Here is a 17,184-nt window from a genome sequence, read left to right on the forward strand (position 1 = left end):
ATGGCGCCCATCGTAGTCACCCGTCCGGACCGTCCTGCTGGCCGCCGGTGGCGGGGCGGCCAAGGGTGAGGGCAGGTTCCGTTGACTGCTCTGGAGGCCGTCGTGGGTCGTCGTGTCGTGCTGGGTGTGGTGCTCGCGGGTGGGCTGCTGCTGACGGGGTGTTCGTCGGACGGCGACAAGTCGCCCTCGGCGGCGGTGCAGTCGGGGGCCTCGGCGCTGGCCTCGGCGGCGAACAGTGCCGCGAGCGGCTTCGCCTCCTCGGCCTCCTCCGCGGTGGCCTCGGCCCAGGCGGCCGCCTCCTCGGCGCTGGCCAGTGTCAAGGGCGGACTGGACGCCAAGGACGACGTCAAGCTCGGCGACGTCACCACCGACCCCGACGGCAAGTCCAGCGTCCCGGTCACCGTCACCAACTCCGGCTCCCAGCCCTACAAGTACACCCTCACCGTCAACTTCCAGGACTCGTCCGGAAACCTCCTCGACGCGGCCGTCCTCACCGTCCCCGAAACCGCCGCCGGCGCCACCACCCAGGCCACCGCCAAGTCCAACCGCGCCCTCTCCGGCACCGTCACCGCGAAGGTGGGCAGCGCCCTCCGCTACTGACGGTCACTCACAAGGGTGGGGTTGATCCCGTTTGAGGTGGATACGCTGGATGGGTCGGCGAGGATCACCCCATGGGAGCGACGATGACTGCCGTACCGGAGTGGCTGATCCCGCCCGAGGGCGGTTTCACGGCCGAAGACCTCGACACCATGCCCGACCTCCCGCCGCACACGGAGCTGCTCGACGGGAGCCTGGTCTTCATGAGTCCGCAGAAGCACTTCCACAGCGTCGTTGTGGATCTCCTGGTCTGGGCCCTTCGGCGTGGTTGCCCGGAAGGGCTCAGGGTGGTCCGGGAGATGAGCGTCGTGCTGGGGCGGCGGGACCGGCCGGAGCCGGACCTGGCGGTGGTCGAGGCGTCAGCGGTCACGGGTTCGGGCGAGGAGACCGCCTACCAGGCGGCCGAGGTCGTCCTCGCGGTCGAGGTGGTGTCGCCGGATTCGGTGGAGCGGGACAGGGAGCTGAAGCCGCGCAAGTATGCAGAAGCGGGCATTCCGTACTTCTGGCGCGTCGAGAAGGAGGAGGGGCTCAGCGCTGTCGTCTACGCGTTCGAGCTGGAACCGGCCACGCGGCGGTACGTGGGGACGGGGATCCACCGGGGGCGGTTCAAGGTGGAGGTGCCGTTCGGGGTGGAGATCGATTTGACGGAGATCGAGCGGATGTGAGGGGTTTGAAGCCGGTCCCACCCAGGTGGGACCGGCTTTTGGCTGTTCACGGGCAGGAAGAACCTTAAGGGGAGCTCAAGGGGGAACTTCGGGTCTTGACGGGGGAGTTGGTCTAGTCCATTTTTGGTGCCCAGGTGCAGGGAGCCCCTGATCCGGCGCCGGTGGTCCAGACCTCCGGTGCCGGTTCGGCGCCCCTGTTCCCGTTCCACCTCCACTGGCGTGCCCGCCAGCCCTCGCGGCCCCACCCCGCGCGGGAGGAACCCACGGGCGGCGCGGCAGTTCCCCCACGACCCGGAGGTTCACGAGCACATGAACCGAGTTATCCAGGAGCCGGCGACCCGTCGGCGCCCGAAGGGCCTGGCCGCGCTGGCGGTCGGCACGGCGGCCTCGCTGCTGCTGGGCGCGGGCCTCGCGCTGACCGCGGGCACCACCGCCCAGGCGGCGGCCGGCAACAGCACCGGTGCCCCGGCGACCAGCGGCGGCATCAAGGTCGCCTACTTCGACCAGTGGTCGATCTACGCGAACGCGTACTACCCGAAGACCATCCAGGACACCGGCGTCGCCAAGAACCTGGACTACATGATCTACTCGTTCGCCAACATCCACCCCACCAACCTCACCTGTTTCGAGGCCACCAAGGCCGCGTCCCAGGACGAGAACAACGGCAGCGCGGGTGACGGTGCGGGCGACGCGTTCGCCGACTACCAGAAGACCTTCGACGCCAACACCGCGGTGGACGGCGTCGCCGACGCCTGGGGCCAGCCGATCGCGGGCAACTTCAACCAGCTGAAGAAGCTGAAGGCGAAGAACCCGAACCTCAAGATCCTGATCTCCATCGGTGGCTGGACCTACTCGAAGTACTTCTCGGACGCGGCCGCCACGGACGCCTCCCGGAAGAAGCTGGTCTCCTCCTGCATCGACATGTTCATCAAGGGCAACCTGCCCGTCGACGCCGGCTACGGCGGCGCGGGCACGGCGGCCGGGATCTTCGACGGCATCGACATCGACTGGGAGTACCCGGGCGGCGGCGGCCACACCGGCAACCACGAGTCGGCGGCCGACAAGCAGAACTTCACCCTGCTGCTCAAGGAGTTCCGCGAGCAGCTGGACGCCCAGGGCACGGCGGACAAGAAGACCTACGGCCTCGCTGCCGCGGTCGGCGCCGGCCAGGACAAGATCAAGAACATCGAGACGGACAAGGTCGGCCAGTACCTGACCTTCCTGGACGTCATGACCTACGACATGCACGGTGGTTGGGACGCCAAGGGCCCGACGAACCACCAGGCGCCGCTGTACTCGGGCCCGAACGACCCGATGACCCCGGTCAAGCCGGGCACCGGCAAGTACTCGATCGACGCGGCCATCAAGGCGTGGACCGTGGGTGACGCCGAGTACGGCATCCCCGGCGGCTTCCCGGCCAAGAAGATCAACATGGGCATCCCGTTCTACTACCGCGGTTGGACCGGCGTGCCGAACAACGGCAAGAACGGCCTGTTCCAGACCGCGACCGGCCCGGCCGCCGGTGCCGCGATGAGCGGCAACGTGCCCGGCATCCAGATGTACAAGGAGCTCGCGGGCTTCGTCGACAACCCGGCGAAGACCTTCTGGGACGACCAGGCGAAGACCACGTACTTCTACGACGGCTCCACCTTCTGGTCCGGTGAGGACGCCCGCTCGATCCAGGCCAAGGTCGACTACGCGCACTGCAACGGCCTGGGCGGCTCCTTCGCCTTCTCCCTCTACGACCTGGGCACCAAGACCGCCCTGTTCGACAAGATGGTGTCGGCCACCAACGGCTCCGCCGCCGACTGCCCGGCCGCGCCGACCGCCTCGCCGTCCCCGAGCCAGTCGGCCAGCCCGTCGGCCAGCGCCTCCCCGAGCACCTCGGCCTCGCCGTCGGCCAGCCCGAGCGTGACCAGCTCCCCGTCCTCCACGGTGACCTACCCGACTCCGCCGGCCAACGCCTGCGCCCAGTCGTGGAGCGCCGGTGCGGTGTACGCCACCCCGACCAAGGTCTCCTGGAAGGGTCACAACTACACCAACAAGTGGTGGACCACCAACGAGGACCCCTCGCTGAGCGGTCAGTGGGGCGTCTGGACCGACAACGGCGCCTGCGTCGTGGTCGCGACCCCGTGATCTGAGCACTCGTCAGGAAGGCCCCGGACTCCACTGGAGTCCGGGGCCTTCCGGCGTTCGGGGCGGGGACGGGATCAGAGGTCCTCGGTGCGGCCGAGGGCGTCCGGCTGGCTCTCCTCGATCCGGCGCAGCATCCGGCCGAGCATCTCGGAGAGCGCCGGGCGTTCGCCGGCGGTGATGTCCTGGAGCAGCTCCTCCTCGAAGACCGCCGCCATCCGCATGGACTCCAGCCACTTGGCCCGCCCGTTCGCGGTCAGCTCGATGATCACCCGGACCCGGTTGGCCTCGTCCCGCTCCCGGGTGACCAGGTCCTCGGCCACCATTCGGTCGATCCGGTGGGTCATCGCGGCCGGGGTCAGCCCCAGCCGCTTGGCCAGGTCGCCGGGCCCCAGCTGGTAGGGGCTGCCGGCCACCACCAGCGCCTTGAGCACCTCCCACTCGGCGGGTGTGATCCCGAGCACGGTGAGCTGGCGGCCGTAGGCGACGCTCATCCGCCGGGCGACCCGGGAGAGGGTGGACACGATGGTCTCCACCTGAGGGTCCACGGTGGGGAACTCCCGCTGGTAGACGGCCACCTGCTCGGCGATGGCCAGCTCGCCGGGGTTCGGCGTAGCGGGTCTGGGTGCGCTCATGGCTCCATCCTCCCACGGCTCGGTGCACCTGTTAAGACTTTGACAAGCAAGGCTTCCAGTCCTTAGAGTTTAGGTCTGAAATCTTCTGGGCTTAAGAGTATCTCTTGAAAGGGTGTGCACGGTGGCCGGCACGGTGAAGCAGCAGGGCAGGCGTCTCGGGGCGGGCGGTCCGCTGCGCCGCGTCCAGATCGGAAACGCGCTCAGCGCGTTCGGCAGCGGGTTCACGATGCCGTACATGTTCGTCTACGTGGACCAGGTGCGCGGGCTGGGCTCGCTGGCCGCCGGGATGGTGTTCACCGTCTTCGCGCTGGCCGCGCTCGCCGTGCTGCCGTTCACCGGCCGGGGCATCGACCGGTACGGGCCGCGGCCGGTGCTGCTGGCCGGTGCCGCGATGGCCGCCACCGGCGCGTTCGCCTTCGGGCACGCCACCGGCACGGCCGCGCTGATGGTCTCCTCCTTCCTGTTCGGCGCCGGTGTGACGACCTGTCAGCCCGCGCTGGCCACGATGATCGTGCGCTGCTCGACCAAGGCGAGCCGCTCGCGGGCCTTCGCGCTCCAGTTCACCCTGATCAACCTCGGCATGGGCATCGGCGCCCTGGTCGGCGGCCAGATCGTGGACGTGGCCGAGCCGGCCAGCCTGACCCGCCTGTTCACCATCGAGGCGCTCACCTTCCTCGGCCTGGCCCTGGTGACCGGCACCGCCCGGATCCCGGCCGCCGAGCCGGTGCTCACCCCGGCCGGCGGCTCCAAGGGCCCGCAGGGGCTCACCGCGCTGGTCAAGGACAAGGCGATGCTGCGGCTCTGCCTGCTCGCGGGTCTGATCTTCTTCACCTGCTACGGCCAGTTCGAGTCCGGCGTCGCGGCCTTCGCCACCGACACCGTCGGCACCGCCCCGTCCACCCTGGGCCTGGCGATCGGCGCCAACGCGCTGACCATCGTGGTGCTGCAGATGTTCGTCGTGAAGATCACCGAGCGCCGCCGCCGCACCACGGCGATGGCCGCCGCCGGCGTGGTCTGGCTGGGCGCCTGGCTGATGGCCCTGGTGGCCGGACTGGTCCGGGGCGAGGCGGTGGCCGCCACCGTCGCGATCATCGCGGTCTACGCGCTGTTCGGCGTCGGCGAGTCGCTGCTGGCCCCGACCCTGGGCCCGATCGTCGCCGACCTGGCCCCGGCCCGGCTGCTCGGCACCTACAACTCCGGCTACGCGCTGGTGAAGCAGATCGCCATCGCGGTCGGCCCCGCCGTCGGCGTGCTGCTGGTCGGCTCCGGCACCTGGCCGGTCTACCTGGCCGCGATGACGCTCTGCACCGTGCTGATCGTGGTGCTGGCGCTGCGCCTGCGGGTCGAGCTGACGCCGGCTCAGGACAACGCCCGGATCACCGTCGAGAAGCTCGGCACCGCGGCCTGATCCGGCCCCTCGCGAGCCCCACGGCCCGGCCGTCACCCGAGAATGCGTCGGGTGACGGCCGGGTCTACGTTTGAGGGACGTGGAGCGCGTCGGTACGGCCGTGCGGGGTGTCCCGCCGTCCCGGCGCCGGGGGAGGGCGGCACGCCGGACCAACAGCAGGGGCGCCCCTCCTGAGAGGGCGAGTGCCATGGCCGCCGAACTCCACCCCAAACTGCTGGCCGATCTGCGCGCCGGCTTCGCCGGTGAGGTGATCACCCCCGACGGAGCCGGGTACGACGAGGCCCGCACGGTCTTCAACTCGATGATCGACCGTCATCCCCGGGTGATCGCCCAGTGCGAGAGCCCGGCCGACGTGGCCGCCGCGATCGCCTTCGGCCGGCAGAACGGCCTGGAGATCGCCGTCCGGGCCGGCGGCCACGCCGTCACCGGAGCCTCCGTCAACGACGGCCTGGTGGTCGACCTGCGCCGGATGAACTCCGTGGTGGTCGACCCGGAGGAGGGCACCGTACGGGTCGGCGGCGGAGCGGTGATGGCCGACCTGGACCGGGCCACCCAGCCCTACGGCCTGGCCACCACCGGCGGCCGGGACTCCTCCACCGGCGTGGCCGGGCTGACCCTCGGCGGCGGCTCCGGCTGGCTGGAGCGCAAGTACGGCCTGGCCTGCGACAACCTGCTCGCGGTCACCCTGGTGACCGCCGAGGGCGAACTGGTCACCGCCGACGAGGACCGTCACCCCGAGCTGTTCTGGGCCCTGCACGGCGGCGGCGGGAACTTCGGCGTTGCCACCCAACTGACCTTCAAGCTCCACGAGTTGCCCAACTTCACGATGGCCATGCTGCTCTGGCCGCCGGAGGCCGGCCCCACCGTCCTGCGCCGCTACACCGAGTACATGGCGGCCGCGCCCGACGAGGTCGGCGGCGGCTTCGTCTACCTCACCGGCCCGCCCGAGCCCTTCGTCCCCGAGCAGCTGGTCGGCAAGCTGACCGTCGCCGTGCTGCTCACCTACACCGGCGGCGAGGCGGCGGCCCGCGAGGCGTTCGCCCCGATGCTGGCCGACGGCCACGCCGGGGAGATGATCGCCGAGCTCCCGTACGCGGACGTCCAGTGCATGCTGGACGACCCGCCCGGGGAGCGGAACTACTGGTCGGCCGAGTACCTGAGCGAGTTCCCCGGGCAGGCCGCCGACCTGTTCTGCGCCCGGGCGCCGGAGATGATCTGCCCCTCCGCCTCGATCCACGTGGTGTTCCCGATGGGCGGCGCGGTGGCCCGCGGCGCGGGCGACCACCCGGTGCCCTGGCGGGTGGCCCCCTGGGCGGTCCACCCGTTCGGGGTCTGGGAGGACCCGGCCGACGACGCGCGGGGCGCGGCCTGGGTGCACGCGGTGCGGGACGACATGAAGCCCTGGTCGATCGGCGCCGTCTACCTCAACTTCATCGGCGACGAGGGCCCGGACCGGGTCGCCGCCGGGCTCGGCACCGGCAACGCCCGCCGGCTGGCGGCCGTGAAGTCGGCCTACGACCCGGAGAACGTCTTCCACCTGAACCACAACATCGTCCCGGCCTGAGGTGATCGTCCTCGCCTGACCCGCCGTCACGGCTAGGATTCCCGGCAAAGCCGACAAAACTGTCGGACGGTCAGGGCGCAGGGCCAGGCGACGAATCGGCGAGGGCATGACGGCGACGACGCAAGCGGACGTGGGCAGGACCGTCGTCGAGAGGGTGCAGCAGTCCTGGCCGGCCCGGCACTCGGGCTGGCTCGGGCCGCTCGCGGTGGCGCTCTTCGCCGGGCTGCTGCGGTTCTGGAACCTCGGGTACCCCAACGCCTTCGTCTTCGACGAGACGTACTACCCCAAGGACGCCTGGTCCCTGCTCCAGCAGGGCTACGAGGGCGTCTGGCCGGACGACGCCAACGCGCTGATCCTCGGCGTCCCGCAGCAGATCCCGCTGACCAGCGCCCCCGAGTTCATCGCCCACCCGCCGCTGGGCAAGTGGGTCATCTCGCTCGGTGAGTGGGCCTATGGCCTGCACCCGCTCGGTTGGCGGTTCGCGGTCGCCCTGCTCGGCGCCGTCACGGTGCTGATGCTGGCCCGGATCGGGCGCCGGCTGTTCGGCTCCACCCTGCTGGGCTGCACCGCGGCGCTGCTGATGGCGGTGGACGGCCTCCAGTTCGTGATGAGCCGGGTCGGCCTGCTGGACGGCGTGCTGATGTTCTTCGTGCTGGCCGCCTTCGGCTGCCTGCTGGTTGACCGCGACCGGACGCGCGAGCGGCTGCCCGCGTACCGCACCGAGGGTGCGGTCGACGGCGACCGCACCCGGCTCGGGTGGCGGCCCTGGCGGCTGGCCGCCGGGGTGCTGCTCGGCTGCGCCTGCTCGGTGAAGTGGAACGGCCTCCCCGTGCTGGCCGCCCTCGGCCTGCTGACCGTGCTCTGGGACCAGGCCGCCCGCCGCCGGGCCGGGGCCCGCCGGCCCTGGCCCTCGATGCTGCGCCGCGACGCGGTGCCCGCCTTCCTCTCCACGGTCGGCGTCGCGGCCCTGGTCTACCCGCTCTCCTGGACCGGATGGTTCGTCACCGACGGCGGCTACGACCGGCAGTGGGCCCAGGGGTCGTCCTGGGTGCCCGCCGCGCTGCGGAGCTGGTGGCACTACCAGCAGCAGATGTACGACTTCAACACCGGCCTCTCCACCCCGCACACCTACCAGTCCAACGCCTGGAGCTGGCTGGTCCAGGGCCGTCCGGTCTCCATGTACTGGCAGCAGGTGCCCAACGGCCAGCAGGGCTGCACCAGCTCCGGCGGCTGCGCCTCGCAGATCCTCGCCCTCGGCACCCCGCTGCTCTGGTGGGCGGGCTGCTTCGCCCTGCTGTACGCGCTGTGGCGGTGGTTCTTCCGGCGTGACTGGCGCTCCGGCGCGGTGCTCTGCGCGGTGGCCGGGATCTACCTGCCCTGGTTCGGCTACCAGGGGCGCACCACCTTCTCCTTCTACATGGTGGTGCTGGTGCCCTTCCTCTGCCTGGCCGTGGCCCAGATGCTCGGCGCCCTGCTCGGGCCGGAGGGCTGCTCGGCGGAGCGGAGGCGCTGGGGAGCGGCGGGGGCGGGGGCGATCGTGCTGGCCGTGGTGGGATGCTTCGCGTTCTTCCTGCCGCTCTACACGGCGGAGGTGATCCCGATGTCGGACTGGCAGGACCGGATGTGGTTCACCACCTGGATCTGATGGCCGCTCAACTGCTGCCCGTCGGACCCGCGCTGGGGGTGGCGACGGCGCTGCTGCTCGCGGCCGGCGTCGCGGTGGCCGGGCTGGGCCGGCTCGGGCACGGGGCGGCGGTGCTGCGGGCCGGGCTGCGGGCGGTGCTCCAGCTGGCCGCGGTGGCGTTGGTGATCACCTGGGTGGCCGGGTCGATGTGGACCTCGGCCGCCTTCGTGCTGCTGATGTTCGCGGTGGCGGTCCGTACGGCGGGGCGGCGGATGGTCCCGGCCGGCCGTGGGTGGGGGTGGGCCGCGGTGCCGATCGGGGCGGGGGTGTTCCCGGTGCTGCTGCTCCTGCTCGGCTCCGGGCTGCTGCCCTTCCAGGGCCTCTCGGTGATCCCGGTCGCGGGCATCCTGACCGGCGGCGCGCTGACCGCCACCTCGTTGGCCGGGCGCCGCGCGCTGGACGAGCTGACGCAGCGTCGGGGAGAGGTGGAGGCCGCCCTGGCGCTCGGTTTCGAGGAGCGCGACGCCCGGCTGGAGATCTGCCGCACGGCCGCGGCCACCTCGCTGGTCCCGGCGCTCGACCAGACCAGGACGGTGGGGCTCGTCACGCTGCCCGGGGCCTTCGTCGGGATGCTGCTGGGCGGGGCGAGCGCGGTGGAGGCCGGGGCGGTGCAGCTCTTCGTGCTGGTCGCGCTGCTGGTGGTGGAGGCGGTGGCGGTCGTGGTGGTGCTGGAGCTGGTTGGCCGGGGCGCGGTCAGCAGGTAGGCTTGCCGGGTTGTTGAAGGGGAGTAGCCCTCCACCGGAGCGTCGACATACTGGCTCGCCCTTACGGGAGCCCGGTGCCCGGGACACCCGTTCGCGGGTGTCGGCGAGACCTTCGGCCGCAGTGCTGTGAACATTGACCAGTGCTGCCGTGCCGAGGCGTCCCCTTCCACGGGTCATCGCGGCGGGCAGCCCCGACCCGATGAAGGGCCACACGCTCCGATGAGTATCACCGTCGCCGCGATCACCTTCGGCATCGTCTTCCTCGCCGAACTCCCCGACAAGACCGCGCTGGCCTCCCTGGTGCTCGGCACCAAGTACCGCGCGAGCTACGTCTTCGCGGGCATCGCCGCCGCCTTCGCCCTCCAGGTGGGCATCGCCCTGGTGGCCGGCCACCTGCTCTCGCTGCTGCCGCAGCGCTGGGTGGAGGGCGTCACCGGTCTGCTCTTCCTGGCCGGCGCGGTGATGCTGCTCTGGCCCAAGGGCGAGGAGGAGGACGAGGGCCACGAGGCCAAGCAGCCCTCCTCCGGCTCCTTCTGGAAGGTGGCCGGCGCGAGCTTCCTGCTGGTCGCGGTGGCCGAGTTCGGCGACCTCACCCAGATCATGACCGCCAACCTGGCCGCCAAGTACGCGGATCCGCTCTCCGTCGGCATCGGTGCCTGGCTGGCGCTGTGCTCGGTCAGCGCCATCGCCATCCTGGGCGGGCAGAAGCTGCTCCAGTACGTCCCGATGAAGGTGATCATCCGGGTGGCGGCCTGCATCATGCTGGCGATGTCCGCCTTCAGCCTCTTCAAGGCCGCCACGGGCTGACGGTCAGCTCCGCTTCTCCAGCGCCGCGCGGGTCTTGGGACCGTAGACACCCCTGGGGTCGCCCTTGACCTCGCGCGGGACGTTGTCCTGGAAGTACTTGACCGCCCGCACGGTCTCCTCGTCGTACACGCCCTCGGTGAAGTCGACGTCCCAGGCGATCCAGGGGAGGGCGGTGAGCAGGCGCTGCTGGAGCTCGGCCACGTCGGGGCCCTCCATGTGGAGCTCCAGCACCCGGGGGGTCGGCGGCGGTGCGGGAGTGGTGGTGCTCGGCGCCGCGCTGGTCGGCGCCGCCGAGGTGACGGGGGCCGGGGCGACCGGGGCCGTGGTGGTGGGGGCGGCGGTCGTGGTGCGGGTCTGGGTGGGCTTGGGCTTGGCGGTGGTGCGGGTGGCGCTCGGGGAGCCGGTGGCCGAGGGGGTCTCGGCGGCCGACTCGGGGGTGGGGGTGGGGCTGGGCTGGTAGGAGCCGACCGGGACGGGCAGGGCGTTGTCGTTCGAGTCCTTCGCCTCGGTGGGGGCGAGCAGGAAGGCCAGGCCGGCGCCGACCGCCGCGATGCCCACGCCCGCGCCGATGATGACGGTGCGTCTGCGCCCGGCCGACTCCTGCTCCTGCTGACGCCGCTCGGCCCGGCCGCCGGGAGCGCCCTGGGGCACGTTGCGGAAGCCGAAGACGCCGAGGTCGGCCTCGGCGGTGGGCGGCGGCGGGGGCGGGCCGGGCACCAGCTGGAGGTCCGCGATCTGTTGGACCGGGATCGGTTGCTGGGTGGGCGCGGGCGGCACCGGGTACCCGGGCGGCGCGGGCGGTGCGGGCGGAACCGGGGGGAGCAGCTGGGTGGCGGCGGCGTCCTGCGGCGGCGCGGCCATCGGCGGGGCGGCCGTCGGCGGCGCGACCGTCGGCGGCGCGGGCGGCATCAGCTGGGTGGCGAAGCCGTCCGGCGGGACGGGCGGCATGACCTGGGTGGCGAATGGGTCGTCCGCCGGGGCGGCCGGGGCGGGCACGTACGGCCGGACCAGCGGCCCCTCGTGGTGCTCTCCCGGCATGGGCCGGCCTCCTCGGTGGTGGTGGCGCTCGAACGGGGCTGATTATGCAGGAGGTTCCGGTGGGTGGACAGGGACGCAGGGGAGCTTGTCCGGGTTGGTGCCGAATCCGGACAGGTGAAGGATCGGTGGCCGTCAGCGGTACGGATGGCGCAGCGAACTGATGCCGAATCAGACATTTCTGACATCATGGGGGAATCTGTCTGATCATCATTCCGGGTGCGGTGCGGGTACCGTGCGGGCCCCCAGCAGCGAGGAGCGGGCATGGCGGAGGCGGCCACGCCGGTGCGGTCCGGGGAGCCGGAGCCCCCGGGGGAGACGGTCCACAAGCTGTGGGTGCCGATCGGCGCCCTGCTGCTGGCGATGCTGCTGGCGGCGCTCGACCAGACCATCGTCTCCACCGCGCTGCCCACCATCGTCAGCGACCTGGGCGGCCTGGAGCACCTCTCCTGGGTGGTCACCGCGTACATGCTGGCCTCCACGGCGGCCACCCCGCTCTGGGGCAAGCTCGGCGACATGTACGGCCGCAAGCGCTTCTTCCAGGCCTCGATCGTGCTCTTCCTGATCGGCTCCGGCCTCTGCGGACTGGCCCAGAACATGGGCGAGCTGATCGCCTTCCGCGCGCTCCAGGGCCTGGGCGGCGGCGGTCTGATGGTGCTCTCGCAGGCGATCGTCGGCGACCTGGTCCCGCCGCGCGACCGCGGCAAGTACCAGGGCCTGTTCGGGGCGGTCTTCGGCGTCACCAGCGTGCTCGGGCCGCTGCTCGGCGGCGTCTTCGTCGACAACCTCAGCTGGCGCTGGGTGTTCTACGTCAACCTGCCGATCGGCATCGTGGCGCTGCTGGTGATCGCCGCCGTGCTGCACGGCAGCGAGGTGAAGCGGCAGCACACCATCGACTACCTCGGCACCGTCCTGATCGCCGCGGTCGCCACCTGCCTGGTGCTGATGACCTCGCTCGGCGGCACCACCTGGGAGTGGGGCTCCTGGCAGATCATCGGCCTCGGGGTGCTCGGACTGTTGCTGCTCGCGGTCTTCGTCCAGGTGGAGCGCCGGGCGGTGGAGCCGGTGCTGCCGCTGCGGCTGTTCCGCTCGTCGACCTTCAGCCTGGTCGCGGTGATCTCCTTCGTGGTCGGCTTCGCGATGTTCGGGGCGCTGACCTACCTGCCGACCTTCCTCCAGGTGGTCATGCAGGTCTCGCCGACCATGTCCGGCATCCACATGCTGCCGATGGTGCTGGGCATGCTGCTCACCTCGATCGGCTCCGGCCAGATCGTCTCCCGCACCGGCCGCTACCGGGTCTTCCCGATCGCCGGCACCGCCGTGACGGCGGTCGGCCTCTGGCTGCTCTCCCGGCTCACCGAGCACAGCTCCACCACCGAGATGAGCCTCTACTTCCTGGTCTTCGGCCTCGGGCTCGGCCTGGTGATGCAGGTGCTGGTGCTGATCGTGCAGAACTCGGTCGGCTACGAGGACCTCGGCGTGGCCACCGCCGGCGCCACCTTCTTCCGCTCGATCGGTGCCTCCTTCGGCGTCTCGATCTTCGGCACGATCTTCGCCAGCGGGCTCAACCGGCGCCTGGTCGAGGACCTGACCGGCGTTCAGCTGCCGCCCGGCTTCAGCCCGGAGGCGATCTCCTCCGACCCGCGCTCGATCGCCACCCTGCCCGCGCCCGCCCAGGCCGGGATCTACCACGCCTACGCCGAGTCGATCACCCAGGTCTTCCTCTACGCGGTGCCGGTCGCGGTGCTCGCCTTCGTGCTCGCGCTCTTCCTGCGGGAGCAGCCGCTGCGCACCACCGTCACCGCCCCTGACCTCAGCGAGTCGATCGGGGTCAACCCGGTGGAGCGCTCCTCGCTGGACGAGATCGCCCGGGCCCTGTCGGTGCTCGGCACCCGGGACGCCCGCCGCGACCTGTTCCGCCGGATCACCGCCGAGGCCGGGCTCGACCTCAAACCCGCCTCCAGCTGGCTCATCCTCCAGATGCACCGCCACGGCTACGCCGAACCGGCCGAACTCGCCGAGCACAAGACCGTGCCGGTGGCCGTCATCGAGGAGGCCGCCCGCGAGGTGGAGGGCCGCGGCCTGGCGGTCCGCAACGGGCTGCCGCTGCGCCTCACCGAGGCCGGGGCCGAGGTCGCGGACCGGCTGGTCGCCGCCCGCCGCTCCCAACTCGCCAAGCTCCTCGGCGACTACGACGAGCAGCAGTTCACCGAACTCGCCGACCTGCTCACCAAGCTCAGCTCCCAGCTCGGCGGCGACCGGCCCGACCGGGCCCCGCAGCCGCCGCAGCGCGGCGAGGGCCGGACGTACTGAGGCGGCCCGCCGCAGGTGCCCGTGAGGGACGGCCGGACTGCCCCGGTGACCGACGGACACTGCCCGGGAGTACGTCAACTGGCGGAGGTGGGTACGCACTCCGTCGATAGGGTCTGTTCCCGCCGCCACTGATCCGGAGGGCCTCACCCGTCATGCGCATCGGACTGTCCATTCCCCAGTACGGCCGGTTCGCCGGCCCCGGGCTGTCGGCCCGGCTCGCGGCCGACGCGGAGCAGATCGGCTACGACAGCCTCTGGGTCGGCGACCGCATCCTGGTCCCGCGCGAGCCGCAGAACCGCTACCCCGGCGGGACGGGTGTGGCACCCGACGAGCACCGGACTTTCCTGGACCCGCTGACCCTGCTCACCGTCGCGGCCGGGGCGACCCGGCGGGCCCGCCTGGGCACCAGCACCTTGAACGCCCTCTGGTACCCGCCGGTCCTGCTGGCCCGTACCCTCACCACCCTCGACGTGGTCAGCGACGGGCGGTTGGAGGTGGGGCTCGGGTTGGGCTGGTCCAAGGACGAGTACCAGGCGGTGGGCGTCCCCTGGCGGGGCCAGGCGGCGCGGCTGGAGGAGACGCTGGACGTCCTGGAACGGATCTGGGCCGACGGCGAGGAGGTCTCCCACACCGGCAACCTGTGGACCGTCCCGCCCTCCGCCATCCAGGCCAAGCCCGTCCAACGCCCGCGCCCGCCCCTGCTGTTGGGCGGCACCAGCCCCGGCGCCCTGGAGCGGGCCGGCCGCCGCGCCGACGGCTGGCTCGGCGTCGGCCTCCCCCTCCCCGCCCTCACCTCCCTCTGGACCACCGTCCGCGGCCACGCCGAGGCGGCCGGCCGCGACCCCGACGCCCTCCGCCTCGTCCTGCGTGTCAACCCCGTCCTCACCCCGACCGAGGACGACCGCACCCCCGGCCGCGGCACCCCGCACCAGCTCGCGGCCTACCTCGCCTCCGCCGTACGGCAGTTGGGCGCCGAGCCGCTGATCGACCTGCACTTCGCGGCCCGGGACGGGGACGAGTACCTGGCCCACGCCCAGACCCTGCACGACCTGCTGCGGGACGCGGCAGTATGAACTCCCGGAATCCCTGAGTCAGTTGACCGGGCGGGAGCGGGACTCGTCGATGACGGTGAAGCCGGTGGCGTCGTAGAGGTTCATGGCGACCTCGTTGCCGCCGAAGACGTTGAACATCAGGGAGTCGTCGCCGCCCTGGCGGGTGATCCACTCGCCGGCGGCCATGGCGGCGCGGCCGTGGCCCTTGCCGCGGTGCTGCTCGTGGATCTCCAGGGAGAAGCCGAAGGTGGTGCCGGGGAGGAAGGAGTGCTGGACCCAGCCGGTGCCGACCACCTCGCCGGCGGCTTCGAAGGCGTAGAAGCCGTGGCCGGGGGTGTGCTGGCCCTGGGGGAGCTCCTCGGCGAAGTCGCGGTCGGACTTGGCCTTGGCCTCCTCGGGGGTGAGGGCGCCGGCCCGGAGGATGTCGAAGATGTACGCGGCCTCTTCCGAGGCGCGCCAGGCGGGGAACTCGGCCTCGGTGAGCGGACGGACCGTCAGGCCGGGTGGCGGCTGCGGGGGTTCGGTGATGGAGAAGGTGCGCATCCGGTTCTGGCCGATGACGGGGTAGTCGGCGAACGGGCCGGGGCCGCCGGTGCGGCGGGTCTCGATCCGGGTGGCGCCCCGTTCGGCGCACCAGCGTTCGGCGAAGGGGAGCGCGGCCGGGTCGGTGAGGTCGTGGACGCCGCCGAAGCCGTCGACGACGGAGAGGGCGAGCCAGTGGGTGCCGTCGGTGAGGACGGTCCAGTCGGGGAGGCGCTTGGTCCTGCGGTCGAGGAGGGCCTGGGCGAGGGCGGGTGAGCATCCGGCCTCCTGGTAGGCGGCCAGCGTCCGCCGCGCGAAGTCGGCCTGCCAGACGGTTCGGTCGCTCGCTACCTGATAGTCGGTCATCGGGCCACCCTAGGAGCGGGGCCCGCCGATGGGCAGTGAATTACCGGGCGGGTGTCAGGCCTCGCAGGCGTGGTCGCCGGGGGAGGTGTTGATCCGGCCCAGCAGCTTCCGCAGGGTGGTGCGTTCGCGTTCGGAGAGGTCGCCGAAGAGGGTGGACTCGACCTCGGTGAGGGTGCGGTCGAGGTGGTCGAGGGTGGTGGTCCCGGCCGGGGTGATCTCGACGATGTGGCGGCGGCGGTCGGCCGGGTCGCGGCGGCGCTCGACCAGACCGGCGCCCTCCAGGTCGTTGAGCAGGGCGACCAGCACGCTCGGGTCGACGCCGAGCCGCTCGGCGAGCTGCCGTTGGCCGACCGGGGCGGAACCGAGGTGCATCAGGGTCATGGTGTGCCGCGGGCCGAGGCCGCTGGTGCTGAGGGCGCGGCGGATGCGGGTGTCGGTGGCCGCGCCGTGCCAGGCCAGCACGAACCCGAGTCGGTCCATCGGACCGTCGGCCGGTCCCTCGGCGTTCTCCATGGGCCCATCGTAGCTGGGGGAGAATCATTGGTTGACTTATATCGTTGATGGTGTTCAATGATTGCCGTCCATCCATGAATGATCCCCCTGGAGTCCCCGTGTTCATCGCGTACGTCGTGCTGGCCGTCCTGCTCGCGGTCGGCCTGAGCTTCTCGGCCCGCGCCTTCCTGGCGAAGGACCCCAAGATCGTCGGCGGCCTCCCCGCCCTCGGCGTCCCCGAGAGTCGTCTCCCGCTGCTGGCCGCCGCCAAGGCGGCGGGCGCGCTCGGTCTGCTCGCGGGCATCGCCTTCCGTCCGCTCGGCATCGCCGCCGCCGTCGGCCTGGTGCTCTACTTCCTCGGCGCGGTGGTCGCCCACCTGCGGGTCGGCGACACCAAGGGCGCACCCGGCTCGGTGCTCTTCACCCTGCTCTCGGCGGCGGCCCTGGCGCTCGCGGTCGCCTCCTGACGTCCTGCGGGAGGGGCGAACCACCGTTCGGGGGAGCCTCGTTGGCATCCGGAGTAGCGGGCTGGCGGGTGGCCCGCCCCGGGTACGACGATCGCGGCATGAGAACGCGCACCGTGCTCGGGGCCCTCGCCCTCGCGGCCACCCTTCCCCTGTTCCTGTCCGCCCCCGTCCAGGCCGCGCAGCGGTCCGGCCAGGACCACCGCGCCGCCAGGAGCTTCGCGGACATCATGGACCTCGACGCGGGGGCGATCGCCTTCGCCGACGGCGTCCTCGGCGCGAGCGGAGCGGAAGGAGCGATGGCGGTGCCCGGGAACGTCCTCGGGAACCTTCCCCCGGTGCTCCCGCACTGAGGGTGGCGCACTGCCCCGTAAGGTGGGTGGCATGTCTGTCGTGAAGATCAACGTGTTGACGGTGCCCGCCGAGATGCGGGAGACGCTGGAGCAGCGGTTCGCCTCCCGGGCCGGCTCGGTCGAGGGCTCGGACGGCTTCGAGTGGTTCGAGCTGCTCCGCCCGGTCGAGGGCAGCGACCGCTACCTCGTCTACACCCGCTGGGCCAGCGAGGAGCACTACCAGGCCTGGGCCGACGGCCCGGCCCGCGCCGCCCACGGCGGCGGTGCCCCGAAGGACGGCGAGCAGCCCCGCCCGGCCGCCACCGGCGCCGAGCTCTGGTCCTTCGAGGTCGTCCAGTCGGCGGGCCCGAAGCAGGCCTGACGCCAGGCGAGTTGCCCCCACCGGCCCCG

General features: G+C 72.0%; 17 protein-coding genes. 13 read left to right on the top strand and 4 right to left on the bottom strand.

Going from position 1 to position 17,184, the window contains the following annotated elements; genetic code table 11:
* Window positions 1–102: 102 nt before the first annotated feature.
* From ACWEPF_RS08410 to ACWEPF_RS08420, 3 genes are all read left to right on the top strand, one after another.
* Entirely contained in the window at window positions 103–600 is a 498-nt protein-coding gene (locus tag ACWEPF_RS08410) for a hypothetical protein (protein ID WP_452171938.1), read from the top strand.
* Window positions 601–671: 71 nt separating this feature from the next.
* Complete coding sequence (locus ACWEPF_RS08415; RefSeq protein ID WP_452171939.1) at window positions 672–1,262, top strand: Uma2 family endonuclease; 591 nt, start codon at window positions 672–674, stop codon at window positions 1,260–1,262.
* A gap of 309 nt (window positions 1,263–1,571) precedes the next feature.
* On the top strand, window positions 1,572–3,398 hold the full coding sequence (locus tag ACWEPF_RS08420) for a glycosyl hydrolase family 18 protein (protein ID WP_345284968.1): 1,827 nt from the start codon (window positions 1,572–1,574) through the stop codon (window positions 3,396–3,398).
* A gap of 74 nt (window positions 3,399–3,472) precedes the next feature.
* On the opposite strand, the gene ACWEPF_RS08425 is transcribed toward ACWEPF_RS08420, so the two are convergent.
* Window positions 3,473–4,030: a MarR family winged helix-turn-helix transcriptional regulator gene (locus ACWEPF_RS08425; protein ID WP_452171940.1), complete on the bottom strand. Its 558-nt coding sequence runs from the start codon at window positions 4,028–4,030 to the stop codon at window positions 3,473–3,475.
* 121 nt (window positions 4,031–4,151) lie between these two features.
* Here ACWEPF_RS08425 and ACWEPF_RS08430 point away from each other — a divergent pair, with 121 nt between their 5' ends.
* The 5 genes from ACWEPF_RS08430 (at window position 4,152) to ACWEPF_RS08450 (ending at window position 10,197) form a co-directional block, all read left to right on the top strand.
* Window positions 4,152–5,438, top strand: a complete 1,287-nt coding sequence (locus ACWEPF_RS08430) for an MFS transporter (protein ID WP_452171941.1) — start codon at window positions 4,152–4,154, stop codon at window positions 5,436–5,438.
* 187 nt (window positions 5,439–5,625) lie between these two features.
* Window positions 5,626–7,002: an FAD-binding oxidoreductase gene (locus ACWEPF_RS08435; RefSeq protein ID WP_452171942.1), complete on the top strand. Its 1,377-nt coding sequence runs from the start codon at window positions 5,626–5,628 to the stop codon at window positions 7,000–7,002.
* Between the two features lie 130 nt (window positions 7,003–7,132).
* Window positions 7,133–8,647: a dolichyl-phosphate-mannose--protein mannosyltransferase gene (locus ACWEPF_RS08440; RefSeq protein WP_452171943.1), complete on the top strand. Its 1,515-nt coding sequence runs from the start codon at window positions 7,133–7,135 to the stop codon at window positions 8,645–8,647.
* Window positions 8,647–9,390: an ABC transporter permease gene (locus ACWEPF_RS08445; protein ID WP_345284978.1), complete on the top strand. Its 744-nt coding sequence runs from the start codon at window positions 8,647–8,649 to the stop codon at window positions 9,388–9,390. Before ACWEPF_RS08440 ends, ACWEPF_RS08445 begins: the two co-directional genes overlap by 1 nt.
* 219 nt (window positions 9,391–9,609) lie before the next feature.
* Entirely contained in the window at window positions 9,610–10,197 is a 588-nt protein-coding gene (locus tag ACWEPF_RS08450) for a TMEM165/GDT1 family protein (RefSeq protein ID WP_345284980.1), read from the top strand.
* 3 nt (window positions 10,198–10,200) lie between these two features.
* Here ACWEPF_RS08450 and ACWEPF_RS08455 read toward each other — a convergent pair whose 3' ends face one another.
* On the bottom strand, window positions 10,201–11,235 hold the full coding sequence (locus ACWEPF_RS08455) for a peptidoglycan-binding domain-containing protein (protein ID WP_452171944.1): 1,035 nt from the start codon (window positions 11,233–11,235) through the stop codon (window positions 10,201–10,203).
* 261 nt (window positions 11,236–11,496) lie between these two features.
* Here ACWEPF_RS08455 and ACWEPF_RS08460 point away from each other — a divergent pair, with 261 nt between their 5' ends.
* Window positions 11,497–13,545, top strand: a complete 2,049-nt coding sequence (locus ACWEPF_RS08460) for an MFS transporter (RefSeq protein WP_345284984.1) — start codon at window positions 11,497–11,499, stop codon at window positions 13,543–13,545.
* A 152-nt stretch (window positions 13,546–13,697) separates the two neighbouring features.
* Window positions 13,698–14,618 (top strand): LLM class flavin-dependent oxidoreductase, encoded by a 921-nt coding sequence (locus ACWEPF_RS08465; RefSeq protein WP_452171945.1) that lies wholly within the window; start codon window positions 13,698–13,700, stop codon window positions 14,616–14,618.
* Window positions 14,619–14,636: 18 nt separating this feature from the next.
* On the opposite strand, the gene ACWEPF_RS08470 is transcribed toward ACWEPF_RS08465, so the two are convergent.
* Together ACWEPF_RS08470 and ACWEPF_RS08475 are read right to left on the bottom strand one after the other, a co-directional pair.
* Window positions 14,637–15,485: an N-acetyltransferase family protein gene (locus tag ACWEPF_RS08470; RefSeq protein WP_452171946.1), complete on the bottom strand. Its 849-nt coding sequence runs from the start codon at window positions 15,483–15,485 to the stop codon at window positions 14,637–14,639.
* A 54-nt stretch (window positions 15,486–15,539) separates the two neighbouring features.
* Complete coding sequence (locus tag ACWEPF_RS08475) at window positions 15,540–15,998, bottom strand: MarR family winged helix-turn-helix transcriptional regulator (protein ID WP_452171947.1); 459 nt, start codon at window positions 15,996–15,998, stop codon at window positions 15,540–15,542.
* A 98-nt stretch (window positions 15,999–16,096) separates the two neighbouring features.
* On the opposite strand from ACWEPF_RS08475, the gene ACWEPF_RS08480 reads away from it, so the two are divergent.
* The 3 genes from ACWEPF_RS08480 (at window position 16,097) to ACWEPF_RS08490 (ending at window position 17,155) form a co-directional block, all read left to right on the top strand.
* Window positions 16,097–16,444 (top strand): DoxX family protein, encoded by a 348-nt coding sequence (locus tag ACWEPF_RS08480; protein WP_452171948.1) that lies wholly within the window; start codon window positions 16,097–16,099, stop codon window positions 16,442–16,444.
* Between the two features lie 98 nt (window positions 16,445–16,542).
* Window positions 16,543–16,794, top strand: coding sequence for a hypothetical protein (locus tag ACWEPF_RS08485; protein ID WP_452171949.1), 252 nt, complete (start codon window positions 16,543–16,545; stop codon window positions 16,792–16,794).
* 31 nt (window positions 16,795–16,825) lie between these two features.
* Window positions 16,826–17,155: an antibiotic biosynthesis monooxygenase family protein gene (locus ACWEPF_RS08490; protein WP_345285002.1), complete on the top strand. Its 330-nt coding sequence runs from the start codon at window positions 16,826–16,828 to the stop codon at window positions 17,153–17,155.
* The last annotated feature ends 29 nt before the right edge of the window (window positions 17,156–17,184 follow it).

The organism is Kitasatospora sp. NPDC004289 (assembly GCF_053602875.1).

What these genes read in the sequence shown, in the direction of transcription:
- ACWEPF_RS08415 (WP_452171939.1), top strand. Translation starts at nt 672, where the DNA reads ATGGGAGCGACGATGACTGCCGTACCGGAGTGGCTGATCCCGCCCGAG.
- ACWEPF_RS08420 (WP_345284968.1), top strand. Translation starts at nt 1,572, where the DNA reads ATGAACCGAGTTATCCAGGAGCCGGCGACCCGTCGGCGCCCGAAGGGC.
- ACWEPF_RS08425 (WP_452171940.1), bottom strand. Translation starts at nt 4,030, where the DNA reads ATGAGCGCACCCAGACCCGCTACGCCGAACCCCGGCGAGCTGGCCATC.
- ACWEPF_RS08435 (WP_452171942.1), top strand. Translation starts at nt 5,626, where the DNA reads ATGGCCGCCGAACTCCACCCCAAACTGCTGGCCGATCTGCGCGCCGGC.
- ACWEPF_RS08445 (WP_345284978.1), top strand. Translation starts at nt 8,647, where the DNA reads ATGGCCGCTCAACTGCTGCCCGTCGGACCCGCGCTGGGGGTGGCGACG.
- ACWEPF_RS08450 (WP_345284980.1), top strand. Translation starts at nt 9,610, where the DNA reads ATGAGTATCACCGTCGCCGCGATCACCTTCGGCATCGTCTTCCTCGCC.
- ACWEPF_RS08455 (WP_452171944.1), bottom strand. Translation starts at nt 11,235, where the DNA reads ATGCCGGGAGAGCACCACGAGGGGCCGCTGGTCCGGCCGTACGTGCCC.
- ACWEPF_RS08460 (WP_345284984.1), top strand. Translation starts at nt 11,497, where the DNA reads ATGGCGGAGGCGGCCACGCCGGTGCGGTCCGGGGAGCCGGAGCCCCCG.
- ACWEPF_RS08465 (WP_452171945.1), top strand. Translation starts at nt 13,698, where the DNA reads ATGCGCATCGGACTGTCCATTCCCCAGTACGGCCGGTTCGCCGGCCCC.
- ACWEPF_RS08470 (WP_452171946.1), bottom strand. Translation starts at nt 15,485, where the DNA reads ATGACCGACTATCAGGTAGCGAGCGACCGAACCGTCTGGCAGGCCGAC.
- ACWEPF_RS08475 (WP_452171947.1), bottom strand. Translation starts at nt 15,998, where the DNA reads ATGGAGAACGCCGAGGGACCGGCCGACGGTCCGATGGACCGACTCGGG.
- ACWEPF_RS08485 (WP_452171949.1), top strand. Translation starts at nt 16,543, where the DNA reads ATGAGAACGCGCACCGTGCTCGGGGCCCTCGCCCTCGCGGCCACCCTT.
- ACWEPF_RS08490 (WP_345285002.1), top strand. Translation starts at nt 16,826, where the DNA reads ATGTCTGTCGTGAAGATCAACGTGTTGACGGTGCCCGCCGAGATGCGG.